At 44.8% G+C, this 17,070-nt stretch carries 14 protein-coding genes; 5 read left to right on the forward strand and 9 right to left on the reverse strand.

The features are described 5' to 3' along the window. The first annotated feature begins 183 nt into the window (after positions 1-183). Positions 184-1,242, forward strand: a complete 1,059-nt coding sequence (locus L0U88_RS01820; RefSeq protein ID WP_234863894.1) for a serine hydrolase domain-containing protein — start codon at positions 184-186, stop codon at positions 1,240-1,242. A 12-nt stretch (positions 1,243-1,254) separates the two neighbouring features. Here L0U88_RS01820 and L0U88_RS01825 read toward each other — a convergent pair whose 3' ends face one another. Beyond that, the gene (locus L0U88_RS01825; protein WP_234863895.1) at positions 1,255-3,165 is read right to left on the reverse strand and encodes a DUF3858 domain-containing protein; all 1,911 of its coding nucleotides are present in this window, start codon (positions 3,163-3,165) and stop codon (positions 1,255-1,257) included. Then, the gene (locus L0U88_RS01830; RefSeq protein ID WP_234863896.1) at positions 3,162-5,189 is read right to left on the reverse strand and encodes a DUF3858 domain-containing protein; all 2,028 of its coding nucleotides are present in this window, start codon (positions 5,187-5,189) and stop codon (positions 3,162-3,164) included. Before L0U88_RS01830 ends, L0U88_RS01825 begins: the two co-directional genes overlap by 4 nt. 38 nt (positions 5,190-5,227) lie before the next feature. On the opposite strand from L0U88_RS01830, the gene queG reads away from it, so the two are divergent. Next, entirely contained in the window at positions 5,228-6,175 is a 948-nt protein-coding gene (queG, locus tag L0U88_RS01835) for a tRNA epoxyqueuosine(34) reductase QueG (RefSeq protein ID WP_234863897.1), read from the forward strand. Here queG and L0U88_RS01840 read toward each other — a convergent pair. From L0U88_RS01840 to sppA, 6 genes are all read right to left on the reverse strand, one after another. Next, positions 6,163-7,404, reverse strand: coding sequence for an LVIVD repeat-containing protein (locus tag L0U88_RS01840; protein WP_234863898.1), 1,242 nt, complete (start codon positions 7,402-7,404; stop codon positions 6,163-6,165). The genes queG and L0U88_RS01840 overlap by 13 nt on opposite strands. A gap of 7 nt (positions 7,405-7,411) precedes the next feature. After that, positions 7,412-8,911, reverse strand: a complete 1,500-nt coding sequence (locus tag L0U88_RS01845; protein ID WP_234863899.1) for an outer membrane beta-barrel protein — start codon at positions 8,909-8,911, stop codon at positions 7,412-7,414. Beyond that, positions 8,898-9,470, reverse strand: a complete 573-nt coding sequence (locus L0U88_RS01850) for an RNA polymerase sigma factor (RefSeq protein ID WP_234863900.1) — start codon at positions 9,468-9,470, stop codon at positions 8,898-8,900. The genes L0U88_RS01845 and L0U88_RS01850 overlap by 14 nt, the downstream gene beginning before the upstream one ends. 167 nt (positions 9,471-9,637) lie before the next feature. Next, complete coding sequence (locus tag L0U88_RS01855; RefSeq protein WP_234863901.1) at positions 9,638-10,126, reverse strand: DUF2911 domain-containing protein; 489 nt, start codon at positions 10,124-10,126, stop codon at positions 9,638-9,640. A 19-nt stretch (positions 10,127-10,145) separates the two neighbouring features. Then, positions 10,146-10,601 (reverse strand): SRPBCC family protein, encoded by a 456-nt coding sequence (locus tag L0U88_RS01860; protein WP_234863902.1) that lies wholly within the window; start codon positions 10,599-10,601, stop codon positions 10,146-10,148. Positions 10,602-10,618: 17 nt separating this feature from the next. Then, the gene (gene sppA / locus L0U88_RS01865) at positions 10,619-12,376 is read right to left on the reverse strand and encodes a signal peptide peptidase SppA (RefSeq protein WP_234863903.1); all 1,758 of its coding nucleotides are present in this window, start codon (positions 12,374-12,376) and stop codon (positions 10,619-10,621) included. Between the two features lie 59 nt (positions 12,377-12,435). On the opposite strand from sppA, the gene folK reads away from it, so the two are divergent. From folK to L0U88_RS01880, 3 genes are read left to right on the forward strand one after another with little or no spacing between them, the layout of a single operon-like run. Continuing rightward, positions 12,436-12,921: a 2-amino-4-hydroxy-6-hydroxymethyldihydropteridine diphosphokinase gene (gene folK, locus L0U88_RS01870; protein ID WP_234863904.1), complete on the forward strand. Its 486-nt coding sequence runs from the start codon at positions 12,436-12,438 to the stop codon at positions 12,919-12,921. Continuing rightward, positions 12,918-13,550 carry a deoxynucleoside kinase gene (locus L0U88_RS01875; RefSeq protein WP_234863905.1) on the forward strand — a complete coding sequence of 211 codons (633 nt, stop codon included), beginning with the start codon at positions 12,918-12,920 and terminating at the stop codon, positions 13,548-13,550. The genes folK and L0U88_RS01875 overlap by 4 nt, the downstream gene beginning before the upstream one ends. A 9-nt stretch (positions 13,551-13,559) precedes the next feature. Beyond that, positions 13,560-14,816: an MFS transporter gene (locus L0U88_RS01880; RefSeq protein ID WP_234863906.1), complete on the forward strand. Its 1,257-nt coding sequence runs from the start codon at positions 13,560-13,562 to the stop codon at positions 14,814-14,816. Here the strand turns inward: L0U88_RS01880 and L0U88_RS01885 are convergent. Next, on the reverse strand, positions 14,813-17,050 hold the full coding sequence (locus tag L0U88_RS01885; protein WP_234863907.1) for a monovalent cation:proton antiporter family protein: 2,238 nt from the start codon (positions 17,048-17,050) through the stop codon (positions 14,813-14,815). The two genes, L0U88_RS01880 and L0U88_RS01885, sit on opposite strands and share 4 nt — an antisense overlap. Positions 17,051-17,070 lie beyond the last annotated feature (20 nt).

The following is a 17,070-nucleotide window of genomic DNA, read 5'->3' on the forward strand; positions in this document are numbered from 1 at the left end:
TCTCTCCTTCAAATCCTAATCCATCCTGAAAATCAGGCAATAATGACAGTAAATTTTAATATATGCTGACGAATACGCCGGTTCTGTAGAAAAAAGCTGAAAATTTTTCAGGTTATAAACTCAGAGGGGAACTTTAACGTTAAGACTTCAAATCCCTTTGATAATTTAGAGTAATTCAATTCTATGCGATCCATTTTACTTTCTGCCATTGCAATTACGTTGACAGCCTCTACCTATGCGCAAACAAAACCTGCGCAGGCAAAACCGCTCCGCAACAACCAGGTTGATATCCCTGCAATCACAGAGGGACTTGAAAAATACAAGAAAGACCTGGGCAATGATTTTGTAGTGATTGTGCACAAGGATGGCAAGGATGTTTACAGAAGAGAATTTGGCGAATTAAGAGCAGCCAGCCAGGAACCGATTGGTGCTGCCAGTCAGTGGTATACAGCCGCGCTAGTAATGAGTTATGTGGATGAAGGCAAGCTTTCCCTGGATGATAAACTGGGCGATTTCCTTCCTATTTATCAAAGTTATTCCAAGGGCTATATCACCCTGCGCATGTGTCTTTCACATACCACCACCATTGAATCTGATTTGCCGGTTTTCCGAACCGCGTTGAAGAAGAAAAAATTCGATACCCTGGAAGAGGAAGTTGCCAGTTATGCAAAAGACCGGAATATGAAAGGTCGCCAGGGCACCCAGTTTTATTATGGAAATATTGGTCCCAATATCGCGGGTCGTGTACTTGAGTTGGTGGCGAAGCGTCCTTTTGATCGCGTGATGCGCGATCGCCTGGGCAAACAGCTGGGCTGGAAAAGAACCAATTTCATGAGTGATGGTGTATATGCAGAAAACCCTTCTGCAGGTGCCAAATCATCTGCGGACGACTATATGAAGTTCCTGACCATGTTGCTCAACAATGGTAAAGTGGGCACTGTACAGGTGCTTTCTGAAACTTCGGTTAAAGAGATACTGAAAAAACAAACCGGTGCTGCCAGCATTGCTTATACCTCCCCCATTTCCCAAGGCAACGACTATGGTTTTGGTTGCTGGATACAGGAAAAAGATGCTGCCGGAAACGGGACATTGGTGAATTGTCCGGGTATCAATGGAACCTGGCCCTGGATCAACAAATCAAAAGGCTATGCTGCCATTGTCTTCACCAAAGGAGAACTGCCCGATCAGAAGCGCATGGTCTTTGAAGAGATCCGCGAACTGATCGAGCAGCATATTAATTAAGCTTCTTTCTTTTTAAGCTTCTTCCTTCACGAACACCAGTTTGGCTCTGTCTGCATTGTAGATTTTCTCGTAGAACAGCAGGAGCTCGTTATACATTTTAGCAGGAAATCTTCCTTTCGACAATTCCAGCCGGCGGATATATAATACGGTGTTGTTCTGGATCTGTGTACTCACTTCGTAGCTTCCAAAGGGAGTATTGAGTTGGTTCACTTTCAGATCCCGTTCAATTTTATATCCTTCCGGCAAACTGATGCGCACCGTATCGATCTCAATCTTTTCTTCATTGAGGATGATATCAAAAAGGCGGTTGGTATCGGCCGTTAGTTTGTGCTCCCACTTGTTTAATACATTGGGAACAATGAACAGGCGTTTACCAGTCAACTGCGCATAATGGTCAGCGGTAATACTCAGCTGTTCATCAATTACAGGTATATCGCCCGGGGTTTCCTTATAATCAAAACCGCGGATGGTATACTGGGGCAGATCCAGGGAGCGTTGGAGTACTTTTTGCTTTTCCTCATTGGAATTGGAATGTACAAAATGATGCAGATCATCTCCCAACATGGCTTTGTACCGGTTATTGGCAGTGATGGATAACTGGCCTTCTTTGTTCAGTATTGCCTCAATTCTGGAATGATACTGGTTGGCTGTTTTATCGTACTTCGGAGTTTTTACCAACACACCTCCATTTTCCGTAATCAGCAAGGCGTGCCGGTTGCCGGTAAAACTTCCCATATAACCAGGAGCAGTAGTCTGGCTTGTACATTCCAGCCAGGTAGTGTCTTTACCAAGGGGAACCGCACAAATAACATGATTAAACGGGGATGAAGGGAAATCAACAGGAATATCACGTTCATCCTTACCCGCACGGATCAATACATAATAGGATTTGATACCCACCTCTTTTAATACGGCCACCATATAATTACTGAGGGCCTTACAATCGCCGTATCCTTTGCTCGCAACGTATTTGGCAGGAAAAGGAACCCATCCGCCAACACCTAACTGTATACCTACATAGTGGGTTTTGGATTGCATATAGCGATACAACTTATCTACCTTTTCACGATCGGTTTTACAGGCTGCGGCGATGGCCTTTACTTTTTGCTTCTCTTCTTCCGGGAGCTCATCCTGTCCGTCTATGAGTGTTTTTATAAACTTTCCAAAGTCCTCCCAGGTAGACATATCACCTTTGAAATTCCCCAGTTTAAAGGTTGAAGCACCCAGCGAAATATAAGGAGCTACTTCATGTATGGGAGGCGCACCATATTCAGATGGCACCGCACTCAACTGAGTCACTTCCCATTTTTCTGTTTTCTTCTTTCCATTACTGGTAGAAATTCCTTTACCTGAGATGTTCCAGGTTTTGGTACGATAGGTATAAACCGGATCTGAAATGATTACAAAACTGCTGTTCTCAACTGCCATACCTCGCCCCCTGATCGGGCTCCAGCCTGGCAGAAACATAGTTTGATTATTGGTTGTTTCAGAGATGTACTCAATCGTATAAGGATATTCCCGGTGTTCGAAGGAATGATATTTGAACCTGTCATCCACAATCATTTGTCCGGCTCCCTGCACAGGCAAATCCGTGATTTCTGATTTTTTCAGACTGCGGATTTTTTGTCCCATGGCATTGTACAGATTGCCTTCAATCTTGTCGATACTGGACATTTTATCATAGGTCTCACTCCAGTACGCATACTTGCTCCCGGCTTCATTCAGCACGGTCAGTACAAAATGTTCCCGGATGGTTACTTTTTTTTCTGAGTGAATTTCCAGGATGGTTTCCTGTTTCCGGATCACCGAATTGGCATATTTCAACAATCCTTTCGGAATGGTAAAGGAAGGATATTCATCTGCCCTTACTGTTCCTGCCAGTACCAGCTGAACCAGCAGGAAGAGAGTTAGTTTGTTTTTCATGGAGTGGCCTTTTTCAATACGATTTGTTCAGATTGCTTTTTAATAACATAGCCAAAAAACTCTCTCAGGGATTCATATTCCTCCGGCGTAAAATAAGCTTTCGCCAATACCACGCGGGTTCTCAGCTGAATCCGGCCAGGCTCTGTAGATACCAGGTATTCAAAATAACCATCGCCATCATTCAGTCCCACTTTGGCCGACTTGGGCATTTCATCCACTTTATAACCTTCCGGAATTTCAAAATTTAGCAGGTAGGTTTCGTCGATGCGGTAAGGCATTTCAACAGGGTAAAAGCGTTTGGGCGACTGGAAGGGATTCTCTTTACTGAATGGATCCAGGACAGGGTCAATATAGAGCACATCCGCCTCTTCATTCTTGGTTTGAAAATCGTAGGTGATTTTAATCGGCAGATCTTTTTTCTTCAGGGAATCAATATGCGTGTTACTGATTTCATATTCTGAGCCGAATCTGGTTTTAATGGAATTGAAAACCGCATCCTCTCCTTTTTCACGCACCAGGCCACGGTAATAGGTTGAACTAAAATAACCCATGCTGGATTGTATACTTCCTTTTACATCCTGCGGTGAAGCAACCAGGGTGGCCAGTGTTACTTTTCTTTCCAGGATGGAATCAGCAGCCAGGCTGATCGGAAGCGGATCCTGCATTAACACACGTGCATGCCCGTTATAGCACCTGTTAGGAAGGCGACCAAAACCAAGGTCGGGATCTGAAGCATCCAGCAGGTAATCACTCTCACCAATCAATACAGCACATACCACATAATTAAACCGATCCATCAACGGATAGAGTTCATGTGTATATCCCCGGCTACGGGTACTCAGAATGATTGGGTACGCCGTATAACCAAAAGATTTAAGGGCAGCAATCAGCATCAGGTTGATATCGCCAATACTTCCGGTTTTTGTTTTGATAACATTTTTAAGATTGCCACTGGTGTAAATGCCACCATATCCGTTCCAGGTGAAATTATCCCGGAAATATTCATAAATACGAATTGCTTTTTCGGTTGGGTCGTTGATGCCTGCTACATGCGGTTTGATCAGGTCTTCAAGACTTCCATCCACCCGCTCCATAGCCTGTCCAAAATTTTCCGACTGCATTAAGTCAGCAGTAACCTTTTGCCAGTTCTCCATGACCAACTTAGGCGCCTGGTTGGGAAATCGTATACTGGATAACTGGAACTCAATTTTACTCCTGTAATTTTCCAGCGTAGTAATGAAACTCTCGGATTTCAGTGCCGGAACATCTTTCATTACCCAGCGTTTCATTTTGGCCAATCCGGTTAGCACAATATCATTTCTGGTTCCACCAATGAATTCTGTTCTTCCTCCATTGATCCGGTACGTACGGGAAACATCCTTATTTGTGTTTATATGATATTTTTGATATCCCTGCGTCAGGTATACATAGTCAAAATATTCCGGAATCTCCACTTCATATTCACTCCACAGGGTTGGATACTCATTCTGAAATGCCCAGTCGCGGAACTGAAACAGGTAATCTGACTTGAGCATGTAACTCAATTCAAAAATGGAGCCTTCGCGTAAGGCGGGCATGGAGAATTTTTTATCACTCCTGTTTTTGGTAATCTTTTCGGTAAATACCTGGTTATTCTCCAGTTTGGTTTCAACTATTTTTCCATCTTCCAGGTTATAGGTTACACCATTGAAACGCCGTACCTCTTCCTTCATATCATTGCTGGTGCTGGAGTACAAGGGGATTTCAAATTTCCCGGCATCAATACCGTTTTTATCTACAATATAAACCCGAATTTTACGCTCGAATTCATATCCAAATCCTCCTTCATTGTTAGGAACAACGCGTGAATAGCCCATATCCCCCAGGATAATGGCATGAGCGCCGGTATCAAAGGAAGGAAGGGATTGCTTGAAATCTTCGGGACTAACTTTACCGAATTTAAAGGCGACTTTATCTTGTGCAAACGCAGGAAAACAGCATAGGGATAGCACAAATAGGGCCAGATAATGGACTTTTGATAGCATAAGGTTTAGCGTTTAAAATCCGAAAAATATAAATTTTAGTGAAAATTCAAAATAGCTGGGCAAAAATTCGTGAGATTTCTACAGAGCTGGGGTTCAGTTATTGTGGAATTTCACAAGCTAAATTTTTAAATGAGGATGCCCGCCGCTTGGAAAACTGGCTGAATAAAGGCTATCATGGCAGCATGCAGTACATGGCCAATCATTTTGACTTGCGGGTAGATCCTTCCAGACTGGTTCCTGGCGCACGGTCTGTTATCACCTTACTGATGAATTATTATCCTGCTGCGCAGCAACCTGAGCTGTTGCCGAAAGTTTCCAAATATGCTTATGGACAGGATTATCATGAAATCATCCGGGCAAAACTGAACCTGTTCATGCAACGCATCCGGGAAGAAATTGGTGCTGTGGAAGGAAGAGGTTTTGTGGACTCTGCCCCGGTGCTGGAAAGAGCCTGGGCCAGGGAATCCGGTATTGGCTGGATTGGTAAAAACGGGAATCTGATTACGCGGAAGGCCGGCTCCTTTTTTTTCATTGCTACCCTGATTACTGATCTGGAACTGGATCAGTACGATGATCCTTATGCGAAAGACTATTGCGGCACCTGCACCAAATGCATTGATGCCTGTCCGACTGATGCCATTGAACCGAATAAGGTCATCAATGGCAGTAAATGCATTTCTTATTTTACGATTGAATTAAAAGCAGAACTGATACCGGAAGAGCAGAATGGCTCCTACCAGGACTGGATTTTTGGTTGTGATATCTGCCAGGATGTTTGTCCCTGGAATCGCTTCTCGGCTCCTGCTGCAGAACCTGCCTTCCAGCCCATTCATGAATTATTCGAGCTAACTGCAAAGGATTGGGAACAATTGGGAGAAGAAAAATTCCGGACTATCTTTCGTCATTCGCCCATCAAGAGAGCAAAATACAAAGGCATACTCCGGAATCTTCGGTTTATCAATAACCAGGAGGATCAAAATCCATAGCGGCTCAGGAAATCAAGTTTGCCATCCGCCTGAATTTTGTACTGGTACAATCCTTTCTTTCCAACTACCAGGGCAAGGTTCTCCCGGATGATGATATCAAAAGCGTCGTCAACATCCAGTTGCTGTTTTAATTGTATCGCCTGCTTATTGGAAACATTGTAGACTTTCAATCCGGATTTTCCATCACAGATATAAATGAAGGGATCTTTTAATGCGAGTCCGTGCGGGTTGCTGAGGGGATAGGTTTTAATCAGTTTGGGTTGCATCAGATTGCTAACATCCAGGATGTCCAACTGATTCGAATTGCCTGCGCAAAAATTACCGGTACGCAGGGTTACGTAGGCATATTTATCATCAGCTACCACCGGATCACAGGCAGTGGCGTGAGTAAACGAACCTAAGAGTTGCGGACTGGCAGGATTTTGAATATCGGTGATATACATGCCATTGCTGGAACCGATAAATAATTTGTCCTTGAAAGGATACAGCGTTTCAATACCCCAGCCCAGGATAAGTTCTCCCTGGAATGCCGGATCCTGGTAATTGGAGAGTGAATAGGACAAGAGTTTGCCTGTGTTTACAACAAACAGATTGTCATTTAAGATGGAGAGCCGGGCCATGGAACCGCCTTTCCCCTCGGAACTCTTACCTGCTCCGGAATTCAGTTCAGCAAAAGAACAGTTGATACAACCGAAACCAGGCATAGGCCTTGAACCATCTTCAATATCAACGGTTGTATCTTTTTTGATCCAGTCCACAATTACCTTGGTAGAATCCAGGTAAAAACCATTTACCCAGGCTCTTTCCGGGAATACATCTTTAATTGTTTTTTTCAGCACGGGATTCAATGGATTGCTGATATCCAGCACCAGCAAATCTGTAAAGAGATCTGCATAGAGGGTATTCCCTTTCACGGCAATATCGATATTACCAGGCAGTGCGATAAATGCCTCCGGCTTGGGAGCAGCCGGATTACTGTTATTGATGATATGAATACCACGTGCAGGGTCACTCATGAAAATCCAGCTGCCCAACCAGAATATTTTTCCGGTTTCTTTTATCTCCCTGGCCGGCGCTGCGGAAATACCTGCCAGCACAGCAGCTTTGGAAGCAAATACCGGCGTCTGGATCGTGTAGGTCCTGGTTACTTTGTCTTTGATACAGGCGCTGAAAGACAGGCAGGCGATTAGGGCAAGGAAGATTTTTCCTTTTACCATAAGCAGTTTCATAAGCAATCTATTTTTGTTTATTGAACAGGAACCGCGCATTCAAACCAACAGTCAGCAGTCGTTTGTTGCCTGCGGTTTTATCAATATTGGAAAGCTGGTAATTCAGGAAAGGACCGGCAGACAAGGTTCCAGTTCCCAGGTTGAATAAGCGATAATTCAAACTAGTTTGTGCACTGGTCTGGAATTTATTAACCAGGTCGTTGTTCTGGTAATAAGCACCTGCTGCCTGATCATAATGCAGGGCATCGGTGCGAAGCAGCACGCCAAACAGGAATCCATTATTCCAGGAAAATCTTTTCCGGTTATCGAGGTACCATCCAATTTCAACCGGCACCTGCAGGTAATGATAAGCGTTATAGTAAGCTTTTCCATCATTGCCGGCACCGGTGTAGGCAGTTGTTGCTGCTATATTCTGAAGGCGGAAATTAGAGAAAAGCGCACTGCTGTCCATTTTGCGGCCCACTTCAATCCGGTTGGAAAAATACGCATATTGAATACCGGTGATGAAATTCAGTTTGCGGTTGATGGGCTTACTAACGCCAATGCTTGCCTGGAAAGAGGGCCCTGCTTTTATATCGGAAGGTCTAGGATCCAGGGTGGTGGCAGTTCCGGGTGGTTGCAAGGCAATACTGCCGGAAAAATTTTCAGTTACCGGAGAATAGGGTGAAGTCAATCCATCTCTCATAGAACCGGATCCTCCTCCAATTTGCATAGCCAGGTTCCAGGGCGCTCTTGTTTTAGAAGGCTTTGCAACTGCAGCCAATAAATCAGCATTCAGTTTGGTATCACCGGCCGTTTTATTATTGGGTTCTATCTCTCCGGGTGCTGGTGCATTGTTATTGCCGGCGATTGTTTTTCCAAAGAGTTCTTTTTCAGTTGCTTCATCTATAGCAGGCGATTGAGTTGGCTGCTCAGTTGGTGCTGTTGCGATGGCAGTTTTTTTAGCTTTTTCAGCCTTTGCAATATGGCGCTGCTGCTTATTCTCGCCTTTGTTAGCATAGGATGCTTTATTTGTAGGGGCAATACGATCAGTTGGGGCAATAAGCTTTTCGCGGACGGTTGGATTTTTACTTTTGGTTTCAGTAGAAAAACTGGTATTCTCTGATTCTTTGTTGGCTGTTATAACTGGCTGCGAACTTTTTAGCGGATCACCTTTTGCAACAGATACAGTTTCCTCTTTTGCAGGCAGCTCCTGTTGTGCTGAAGCGATATCCTTACTATTATTATTTTCTAAAGTGATTGAAACAGATGGAGTAGCATTAGAATCATTGGTAGTTGATTGGGTTACAGTAGTGGGTACAGATTGCTTGAATAAATCCGGACTTAAAAACCAGACAGACAGTCCTCCGGCCAGCATGGCTGCAGCCAGCCAGTACCAGGCGAAACCTCTTCTCCGGTCTTTTTCCTTTATTTGCGCAGCCACCTTTTCCCAAACCTCAGGGGATGGCTCCAGGCGAAGTTCATTTGCCTTACGCTGAATGGATTTATCAAAATCACGATCGGGCATAGTGAGTTGATTTTACTGATTCGGATTCTTTTTGCAGCCAGGTCATCAGCAGGCTGCGGGCACGTGCATATTGAGAGCGGGAAGTTCCTTCATGGATTCCCAGCATGGTACTGATTTCCACATGCGTATACCCTTCAATTGCATGCAGGTTAAATATTGCCTGGTATCCTGGAGGCAATTGTCTTACAAGGTCAGCGAGTTGCTTGGCATCCAGACTAACTTCCGGGTTATCAGGCGATACCGGGTGCAAATGGCCGGTTTGATCAGAGCTGAAGGACAGGTCGTATTGATAGCGACTGTTTTTCTTCAGGTAATTGATCGCCGTGGTAACCATAATTCGTCTGATCCAGGCTCCCAGGTCTCCCTCTCCCCTGAACTGCGCCAGGTAATGGAAGACCTTTACAAATCCTTCCTGCAGAACATCTTCTGCATCACTCATGGATTTGGTGTACCGGTAACAGACCCCCAGCATTTGTGCAGCAAACTGCTCGTACAGCGCTTTTTGCGCGGCCGGCTTCCCTTTCAGGCAGTCCCTCACCAGTTGGTGTTCATTGGTCATATCCTTACAATAAAGCTGACAAGGTACTGTCCGCCTTCGTTGCATCCCTGTTAAAACTATTTTATCCTGTTATTCCCTACCAGGAAGGCTTTTAAAGAGGATAACCGGTTTGCCTGGAATGAAAAAAGCCCCCAACTGGTGGGGGCCTTTCAAAAAGTTCTTGAAAATCAGGAAACAGGAACGGATGCCTGGGTGCTATCCCATTCCATGATCAGCTTTCCGCCATCTATGCGGATGGTGAAATTTTCAACCGGCGCGCTGGTTTTACCCACCGGAGCATTTACTTTCAACACATCTTTGTCCTTGTGCTTCTCATATTCATAGGCACCCCACTGCTTCAGCTGGCTGTTCAGGATGATGGTCCATTCTTTTTCATTTGGTATTACAAACAGCGTATAGGTACCCGCCTTTACAGGCTGGCCACCCAGGCTGCCATCTTTCTTAAAGGTAATTTCGGTTGCTTCATCGGCACCGGCTCTCCATACTTTTCCATAAGGAACCAGGGCACCAAAAATATCTCTGCCTTTTTTGGCAGGTCTGCCATAGGTTACACTAACATTGTCTGAACTAACCGTTTCATGCGGACTTTTCCGGTTTTGTGCACAGGCGGGAAGCATAAAACTAACTGCTACCAATGCCAATAGTAAGGATCTCATAAAAATGGTTTTATTAAAATTAAGGATTCGATTCCACAAGCTTTCTTAAATTTCCGAGGCTTTCTTCCATAACCGGGCCCATCTGCTTATCATAAACAATGCTGCCCAGCTTTTCCCAGGGATACCAGGCCAGCTCAAATTCAAAAAACCATTGAACAGTGGTGGTGCCTTGTCTTACCTCGTATAACATAAAATTACTGGAGAATTGGCGATCTCCGGCTGCCCATTGATATTGCAGACTGGAATCCGTTTGCTGCCTGAATTGTACATCTATAGCTACTGCACTATCCTGGAACCACCGATTCCATTCCGGCCAGCGTTGCTGTTCTTGTAAATAAGGCAATACCTGCTCTTTGGATGCCTGTATGTCAACCGCCCTGGAAATTCTTACAGTCGAAGGTATCAGGCTGGTAAAAGCAGTGAGCAGCAGGAAAAAAAATACGATACTGATGATCAGTAACTTGATCAGGCGCATGCCGGAGGAAAAATTAATTAATGAAAAATAAGTTCGAAAGGTAGTCTGGCCTGCACAGTTCCGATACCCTCCTGCAGCGATTGCCATTGCTCATATACCCGATGCCAATCATCCCCAATGGTTTTCCGAATCGACTGAGTGGAAACATTTTTTGAAAAATTTCCGGTGAGGCGCTCCAGCCAGTTTATGCGTTCCGGAAACTGCCGGATCCGGTAGCCATCCAGTTTTGCCAGTTTAGCTGCTGCCGCCAGCGCATCTTCCATACCCCCCATCCGATCCACCAGGCCAAGTTTGAGTGCCTGGGTACCGGTCCAGATTCTACCCTGACCAATACTGTCTACTGATTGAATCGGCATCTTTCTGCCTTCTGCCACCCTGCTTAAAAATGTTTGATAAATACTGTCAACGCCTTCCTGGAAGAATTTTTTCTGGAGAGGACTCAAGGGTTCCGTTACAGAGGGAGAATTGGCATAAGGTCCGGTTTTCACCCCATCAAAAGTTACCCCCAGTTTATCAGAGAAAAAGCCCTGCATATTGGGTACGATGGAGAAAACACCAATAGAACCGGTGATGGTATTGGGTTGTGCAAAAATGCTGTCTGCTCCACATGCCATATAATAACCGCCGGATGCAGCTACATCGCCAAAGCTTACAATTACCGGTTTATCCTTTTTAGCCAGTTCGATTTCTCTCCACATATTCTCACTTGCCATGGCACTGCCACCACCCGAATTGATCCGGATCACAATGGCTTTGGTTTTGGAATCCAACCTTGCCTTGCGGATATAATTCCGGAATTTGTTGCCACCGATCTGTTCCTCATCTCCTTCACCATCTACTATATTACCTTCTGCATATATTACAGTAATACGATCGGTCCCCTTACCACTTAGGGCAGATACTGCTTCAGCATATTTTGCGAGGGATACAAATTTTATTTTGTCGATGGAAGCATCACCAGTTTTGCGCCGGATCTCTTCTTTCACGTCATCTTCATAACGCATGCCATCCAGCAAACCCAGTTTTTCAGCATCGGAAGCAGTTCTTACCAGGTTGCTATCAGCCAGGTTCCTCAACCGGGAAGTTTCCAGTTTCCTGATTTCACCAATTGATTCCAGCATATGCCCATAGATTCCTTCGAGCAACTCACGACTTTGGATTTTATTGGGCTCGGTCATCTTTTCTTCCCGGAAGGGTTCAGTAGCACTTTTGAATTTACCGGCATAAAAAATCTGTGGTTCAATATCCAGTCTGTCCAATGCTTTTTTGAAGAACACATATTCCATTCCCAATCCTGTCCATTCCAGTCCGCCTTTAGGATGACAATACAATTTCTCAGCAGCAGATGCCACATAAAAAGCTTGTTGAGGAATTACCTCTCCATAGGCGATTACAAATTTTCCTGCTTCTTTAAACTCCGCAATTGCTTTCCGGATTTCTGCATTGGTTGCAAAACCATTGGCATTACTACCTGCTTTCAGATAGAGTCCGTCTACCTGGTCATTACCGGCCGCATGTTTTAACAGTTGCACCACATCATATACACCTGGCTGTGAATAGGGCTCCTCTCCTTCCAGCAATGCAAACGGATCTTCTTTGGTTTGCTCTTTCAATGCCTTGCCAAGATCAAGATACAGTACAGAATGTGCTTCCAGCTGCACCGCTTCTTTACTGGCAAGTGCACCCGCAATTCCGATCAGCATGAAAAAAGCAATCACGCTGAAAACAAACAAGGCAAGTAATGCAGCAAAAAAGTATTTAAAGAATTGTGCCATACGAACGCTTGGTTAAAAAACGGATTAACTGATATTTGAGCCTGTAAAGTACAGAATCTATGCATACAGCCTACCTGTTGATGGGGGGGAATATTGGAAACCGGGAAGAATACCTTCAACAGGCAAGCCTATTGATCAATCAATTGGCCGGCAGGGTGGAAAAAAGTTCCTCCATTTATGAAACAGCCGCCTGGGGAAATACCAACCAGTCTGCGTTTCTGAACCAGGCCGTACAAATCAATACCCGTCTGACTGCACCTGAACTCATGACCACCTTATTGCTGATTGAGGAAAAAATGGGCAGAAAGCGACTCGATAAATACGGGCCCCGGGTTATTGATATTGATATATTGTTATATGATCAGGAAGTGCATGCAACGCCGCATGTCCGGATTCCGCATCCCGAATTGCCCAACCGGCGCTTTGCCCTGGAGCCTTTAAATGAACTCGCACCCAACCTGGTGCATCCCCTTCTACATAGATCCGTAAATGAATTATTAAACAGTTGCGAGGATCCGCTGCCTGTGACTAAACTGAAGACATGAAGTATCACTATATAACTATTGAAGGAAATATTGGTGCCGGGAAAACAACATTGGCGCATTTACTGGCTAAACAATACAATGCGCGACTGGTACTGGAAGAGTTTGCAGACAATCCCTTTCTGCCTAAGTTTTATGAGAATCCCGGACAATTTGCTTTTCCCCTGGAGTTGTTTTTCATGGCTGAGCGATACAAACAATTAAAGGATTTAATTCATACCAAGGATCTCTTTCATTCCGTAACTATATCCGATTATCTATTTACCAAATGCCTGCTTTTTGCCAAGGTAAACCTGCCGGAAGAAGAGTTTCGTTTGTATCAGCGTTTGTTTGAAATCATTCACCAGCAGATGATTCAGCCGGAAATCCTGATTTATCTGCATGCGCCGGTTCAAAAATTGCAGAAAAATATCCGCAAACGAAACCGGCCCTATGAGCAGCAGATACCGGATGAATACCTGTTTTCTATCCAGGAAACCTACACGCATTATATCAAACAGCACAATATCAAAACACTATTTGTGGATGCTTCCAATGCGGATTTCCTGGGTAATGAAAAACATTTGAAAGCAATTCTGGATGCCCTGGATAAAGAATATGATGAGGGACAGCATTTCATTGCATTACCCTAACAGCAGCATATGACCGAACTTCAATCCATTGAACAGGCAAAACAGGATCCACTCGCCAGCATGCGGCTACCCGAATTCAGGTTCCTGATGGCAGGGCGCTTTACTTTTATCATGGCGCTGAGAATGATGGCAACCCTGGTAGGCTGGTGGCTCTATGAACTCACCGGCGATCCCTTTGCGATAGGCCTGGTGGGATTGTCGGAAGCCATTCCTGCCATCTCACTGGCTTTGTATGCTGGTCATGTTATTGACTTGTCGGATAAACGAAGCTTGCTATTAAAAGGGGTATCCTTTTACCTGGCCTGTGGTGCAGCACTGTTAACCCTGTCCTATACCTTGGGAAGTACAGGTCAAAACAACTTATTGATAGGAGGAATCTATGCGATTATTTTTTGTACCGGTATCATACGTTCTTTTACGGGACCTTCTTTCTCTGCGATTCTTGCCCAGATGGTGCCCCGGCCCTTACTGGCCAATGCCATCACCTGGAACCAGGGTGTTTGGCTGACTGCCTCTGTTACGGGCCATGCTGCAGGAGGCTTCATCATTGCAACGGTGCATGCCAGTGGTACGCTTTGGGTGATTTGTACCTTGATTTTCATCGCCCTTTTTTCCTTGTTTCAGCTGCTTCCCAAACCGGCTTCCATCAAAGCAGGACAGCAAAAAACACTGGAGAGTGTAAAAGAAGGTTTGCGGTTTGTATTTCGGACCAAAGAAGTATTGGGGGCTATGACACTTGACCTGTTTGCTGTGTTGTTCGGCGGCTTGGTAGCAATGGTACCAGTATTTGCCAAAGATATTCTGAAAGTTGGTCCCATTGGCTTTGGCTGGTTGAATGCAGCCGCTGATATCGGGGCCATCATCATTATACTTATTCTAACTTTTTTCCCGATGAAAAAGAACCAGGGACGGACCCTGTTTTTTGCAGTCGGCGGATTTGGCTTGTGTATAATTCTATTTGCCCTCTCCAGAACATTCTGGATTTCATTTACGGCATTGTTATTATCAGGTGTATTGGATGGAATTAGTGTAGTGATTCGGGGTACTATTTTGCAATTGAAAACGCCCGATGAAATGCGGGGGCGTGTGATGAGTGTGAACAGTATGTTCATCAACAGCAGCAATGAAATCGGTCAATTTGAAAGTGGAGTGGCGGCACGTTTTCTGGGAGTGGTACCCTCTGTGATTTTTGGTGGAACCATGACCTTATTGGTCGTATTCATCACCTGGTTTAAGGCACCCTCCCTTAGGAAAATGCACTATTAGGATCCGGGTTCAGCTTGAATTAATTCCATGATTTTTTCGCGTTCTCCTACGATCCAGATAATATCATCCCATTCAAATACTGTTTGGGAATCCGGGTTCAGGATACGATTGCCGGCGCGTTCAATCCCTACTACCAGTCCGTTTGTTTTTTCCCGGATGCCAGAATTGCGAATGGTTTTTCCTTTCAAAAGATTGTGTTCATCCACACGGATTTTCATCAGGCGGATTTCTTCTTCCTCTTCAAGCTGTGGCAGGGACTCCGGTTCAACAATTGGTCTGAACAGTTGCAATTGCTGGTCGGTACCAATCACCGCCAACTTATCATAGGGATAGATTTTTTCAGTACGTTGAGGGGCCATGATTGTTTTTTTCCCTCTTTCAATTGACGCGATATTGATGCCATAGCGCTCCCGCCAGGCCAGTGTTTCCAGGTCTTTTCCGAGGCAGGCAGCTTCCGGACTAATAGTGAAATAAGCGAGGTGCGCATCCCAGGGACTAAGGGTACTGGTGGCACCGGTATTGGCCACCATTTCACGATGATTCAGGTTGGTCATAAAGCGGCGTTCAATCCGGGCATAAAAAGATTGCAATCGTTTTGAAAAAATAAACAATACCACTGCTAATACAAGGATGGCACCTATCAATGCAATTAATCCGGAAAACAACTGGCTCAATAACAAGAACAGATAAAAAACTGCCAGCAGGTTTCGTAACACTTCCACCATAACCAACGGACCATGGTTTACCTGTTCATTTAACCAGAGACTGGTATAGGCACCCCGCTGAGGCTTTTTGATGGTAAGCGCCCAGATAAAAGGAGAAGCAACCAATAAAGTCAGAAGAACCGTCAGGATATGCGCAGTAATTGTTTGTTCCAGCATATCGACCAGCCAGGGATCCACAAATTTTACTGCCAGGAAAATGGCAGCCAGAATAATAACCGAATTAAGAACGATGATGTTGAAATAAGTCCGGAATACCATTTTCCAGTCGGCATCCGCTGGTATTTGTTGTGCTCCGGAACTGTATCGATTGAGGCGGTTTCTCCACCTGGGAGGCAGTGTTTGATCAATCCATTTATAGAGCGGCACTGCTGCCTTGATCATAAAGGGAGTAGAAAAGGTAGTGATGACTGAAACGCCAACAGCAATCGGGTATAAAAAATCGGAAGTCACACCCAGGCTTACCCCAAGGGTCGCAATAATGAAGGAAAATTCACCAATCTGCGACATACTCATCCCTGCCTGCAAACTTTGTTTTAAGGGCTGACCGGAGATAAAGGAACCGATGGTAATATTGATTGTTTTTCCGAAAATAACTGCCAGGGTAATGATCAATACGGGAATGCGATATTCCCACAACAGTTTGGGATCGATCAGCATACCAACCGATACAAAGAACACCGCACCAAATAAGTTTTTCACCGGCTGCATCTGGTGTTCAATATCTTCCGCCTGGGTAGTTTCTGCCAGCACGGATCCCATAATGAAAGCGCCTAAGGCAGCAGAAAATCCTACATAGGTGGCGAGTATCACCATACCCAAACACATGCCGAGGGAGATTATCAGCAGGGTTTCATTATTCAGCCATCGGTTGACCCATCTGAAAAAACTGGGAATAACCAGGATGCCAAAGAGGAACCAAAGGCTAAGGAAAAAGACCAGTTTCACCACTTCGATCATGAGGTCGAGACCTGAAAACTGCTGACTGACAGCTACGGTAGAGAGCAATACCATTAATAGTACAGCCACAATGTCTTCTATCACCAGCATGCCCATTACCATACTGGCGAAACTGGTAGATTTGAGTCCCTGTTCTTCAAAGGCCCTTATGATAATGGTAGTAGAAGAAATGGAAATGATCCCGCCCAGAAAAATACAGTTCATGGTGGACCATCCTAAAATACTGCCGGTCGTATAACCGAGCAGAAACATACCTGTTATTTCAAAAATACCAGCAATGGAGGCCGACCCTCCTACCCGCATGAGTTTTTTAAAACTGAATTCCAGTCCCAGGTTGAACAACAATACCACCACCCCGATTTCCGCCCATATTTTGATATTGTCCAGGTCGCCAATGGTAGGAAAAAAATTAAAATTAGGACCAACAAGTAAACCGGCAATAATATAACCTAATACAAGTGGTTGTTTTAACCGTTTGAATAAAAGGGTGGTTATGGCAGCCGCCCCAAGAATCAGTGCCAGGTCTTTAATTAAAACAGGTAAATGCGCCATACGCGCAAATATCGGGTAGT

This window comes from Flavihumibacter fluminis, assembly GCF_021491375.1.
In the GTDB taxonomy this organism is placed as follows: Bacteria; Bacteroidota; Bacteroidia; order Chitinophagales; family Chitinophagaceae; genus Flavihumibacter; species Flavihumibacter fluminis.